General features: G+C 63.5%; 2 rRNA genes. Both read right to left on the reverse strand.

Going from position 1 to position 3,431, the window contains the following annotated elements:
* Nucleotides 1–114 (reverse strand): 5S ribosomal RNA (rrf, locus tag NW858_RS09215); the annotation flags it as partial.
* 94 nt (nucleotides 115–208) lie between these two features.
* Nucleotides 209–3,148, reverse strand: a 23S ribosomal RNA gene (locus NW858_RS09220).
* Between the last annotated feature and the right edge of the window lie 283 nt (nucleotides 3,149–3,431).

Raw genomic sequence — 3,431 nt, forward strand, 5'->3', positions numbered from 1 at the left:
GGGTGCGTGGACCTAGGTTCCCAGCGGAGAGCCGCCAGTAGGATCGGCGCTGCGATGTTTCACGACCCGGTTCGGGATGGATCGGGGTGGGTCCACCGCGCTCCTCACACACCCAGTGGTTGAAGGTCGTCCCTTCACCCCTCACGCGATTGTCCTTCTTGCTGCCTGCACCATCACCACGCTCCCGTCCCGGCCCCCTCGCCGCGACGGACGGAAGCCCTCGCCCCTGCGCACCGGTCGCCTCTACGGGTCACCCCGCCTCCAGCTCCGGCCGCTTATCCCGCTCATCTCGCGGGGGGCTTACCAGCCTTGCGCTGTGAGAGCAGTCGTCTTGCGGCGTGTTTCCCACTTAGATGCTTTCAGCGGTTCTCACTCCCGGACATAGCTACGGAGCTTGCAGGCCGCCCCACAACTCCTCCACCAGCGGTCCGTCCAGCCCGGTCCTCTCGTACTAGGGCCAGCCCCGCGCACTGCTCTACGCGCTCAGAGCGGATAGAGACCGAACTGTCTCACGACGTTCTGAACCCAGCTCGCGTGCCGCTTTCATGGGCGAACAGCCCAACCCTTGGGACCTACTCCAGCCCCAGGATGCGACGAGCCGACATCGAGGTGCCACGCTCCGCCGTCGATATGAACTCTTGGGCGGTCTGAGCCTGTTATCCCCGGGGTAGCTTTTATCCGTTAAGCCACAGCCCTTCCACCCGGTACTGTGGGATCACTACGGCCGACTTTCATCCCTGCTCGGCCTGTCTGCCTCGCAGTCAAGCGCCCTTCTGCCGTTGCACTCCACGGCGGATGACCATCCCGCCTGAGGGCGCCATTGCGCGCCTCCGTTACCCTTTAGGAGGCGACCGCCCCAGTCAAACTACCCGCCAGCCACCGTCCCAGCCTTCCGCCGGTGAGGGCAGCGCAGACCGAAGAGTGGTATTTCACCGTCGGCTCCAGCAGACCCGCAAGTCCGCCTTCTCCGCCTCCCACCTATCCTACGCATCCGCCTGCACGGCCCGATGGCAAGCTGTAGTAAAGCTCCACGGGGTCTTTTTGTCCCGCTCTGAGTTGGCCGCATCTTCACGGCCACTGCAATTTCACCGAGCCCCCGGTCGAGACAGTGCCCAGATCGTGATGCCTTTCGTGCGGGTCGGAACTTACCCGACAAGGAATTTCGCTACCTTAGGACTGTTATAGTTACAGCCGCCGTTTACCGGGGCTTCGGTTTGGAGCGTTCACCCCTCCCCTTAACCTTCCGGCACTGGGCAGGCATCACCCCCTATACGTCGCCTTCCGGCTTCAGCAGGGAGCTGTGGTTCTGGTATCCAGTCGCCCGGGCCTGGACCCTGCGGCTGCCTCGGGCTCCACCCGCCAGGGGCTTCACCCTACACGCAGCACCCCTTCTTCCGAAGGTACGGGGTCAATTTGCCGAGTTCCTTAACCGGGGGTCACTCGTCCACCTTGGTCTCCTCGACCTGTCTACCTGTGTCGGTTTGCGGTACGGGCGTGGGTGGTCTCCCGAGCCGGCCTTTCGTGGCTGCACAGGCGCCTCGCCATTGGCGGTTGGTTCCCCAACCCCCTTTCACTCACCTCTCGGTCAGCGCAGGACGGATTTCCTTCGCCCTGCTCCCTACCGGCTTGGACGGCGCTCGTCTCGCCGCGGCGACTACCCCTCAGCATCCGGCATTGGTCAAGCGACCACTCCACGGTACAGGACTATTCACCTGTTGTCCATCGGGTCTGGCCGTGGCCGTCCCCTTAGGCCCGACTACCCTGCCGCGGTGCATCCGTGCGGCAGAACCCTTTGACTTTCGGTGGCGATGATTGCCACATCGCTTCTCCGTTACTCATTCCGGCATTCGCACTCGTGCCCGCTCCAGTGCGGCTTCCGCCGTCCCTTCCCTGCGGTCACGACGCTCCCCTACCGTTGACCTCTCGGTCAACCCGCGGCTTCGGTGGGTCGCTTTGCCCCGTTACAGCCTCGGCGCAGCGCTGCTTGACCAGTGAGCTGTTACGCACTCTTTCAAGGATGGCTGCTTCTAAGCCAACCTCCTGGTTGTCTAAGCGGCGCCACAACCTTTCCCACTTAGCGACCACTGGGGGACCTTAGCCGGCGGTCTGGGTTGTTTCCCTCTCGACGACGGATATTCGCACCCGCCGTCTCACTCGCGGTGCACACACCCGGCATTCGCAGTTTGCCGTCGCTTGGTAAGCGGTGAAGCCCCCGCACAACAACAGTGCTCTACCTCCGGGTGTGCCATTGCCGCGGCTGTACCTCAATACATTTCGGGGAGAACCAGCTATCTCCGTGTTCGATTGGCATTTCACCCCTACCCACAGCTCATCCGAGCCTTTTGCAACAGACACCGGTGCGGCCCTCCACGTCCTGTTAGGGACGCTTCAGCCTGGCCATGGGTAGCTCACACGGTTTCGGGTCAATCCCCGGCGACGCTCGCCCTGTTCAGGCTCGCGTTCACTCCGGCTCCGGCTGGCTCTGCCTTAACCACGCCACCGAGGATTACTCGCCGGATCATACTCCAAAAGGCACGCGGTCACCGGTTGCCCGGCTCCCACGGCGTGGAAGCACACGATTTCAGGGTCTCTTTCACTCCCCTCACCGGGGTACTTTTCACCGTTCCCTCACGGTACTGTGCGCTATCGGTCACTGCGTGTAGCTTGCCTTGGACAGTGGTCTGCCCGGCTTCAGCCCGGGTTCTTCGTGCCCGGACCTACTCAGGAACGACCCCTCACGCTGAGGCGCACGCATACGCGACTCTCACGCTCTCTGGTGCAGGGTTCCACACTGCTTCTGCTGAACGCGGTCGCGTGAGGCCCATCGAGCAGGATGGGCGTGGGTCGTCCTCCAACCCCGTGCGCGCAACGGCTGCTCCCTTGGCACGCGCACGGTTTAGGCCTCACCCGGTTCGCTCGCCGCTACTACGGGTGTCGTTCACTCTTCCTCCGGCTACTGAGATGTTTCAGTTGGCCGGGTTCCCGCTCCGCGCATGCGGAGCGCTGCCAGATGGCAGCGGGTTGCCCCATTCGGAGACCTCCGGATCACAGCCTGCACGCGGCTCCCCGGAGCATATCGGTGCCGTGCCCCGTCCTTCCTCGGCACGCAGCGCCATGGCATCCATCGTGTGCTCATCATGTCTTCCGTCCGTCACGGCCAATGGGCCGAACGGCACCTGGTGCACGGGTGGACAACGCGCACCAGGGATGGTGATGATGCAGGTTCTCTCTCAACAATCGCGTGAGTTGTCAAGGTACGACCGGCCCGTGGCGAAAAAAAGCGGTGCAGGCAAACTGCGCTGCGCCGTGAACGACGGGCCAATTGGTTGCGGAGCGTGCCCGGCTGGGCCGTCCTCCGTGTCATCGCCGGAGCGATTGACGGGTGAGAGTATAGCAAGAGCTGCCGGTTTTGTCAAGCGGGCACAGCGCAA

This window comes from Synechococcus sp. H55.10 (assembly GCF_047502715.1).
Lineage (GTDB): Bacteria > Cyanobacteriota > Cyanobacteriia > Thermostichales > Thermostichaceae > Thermostichus.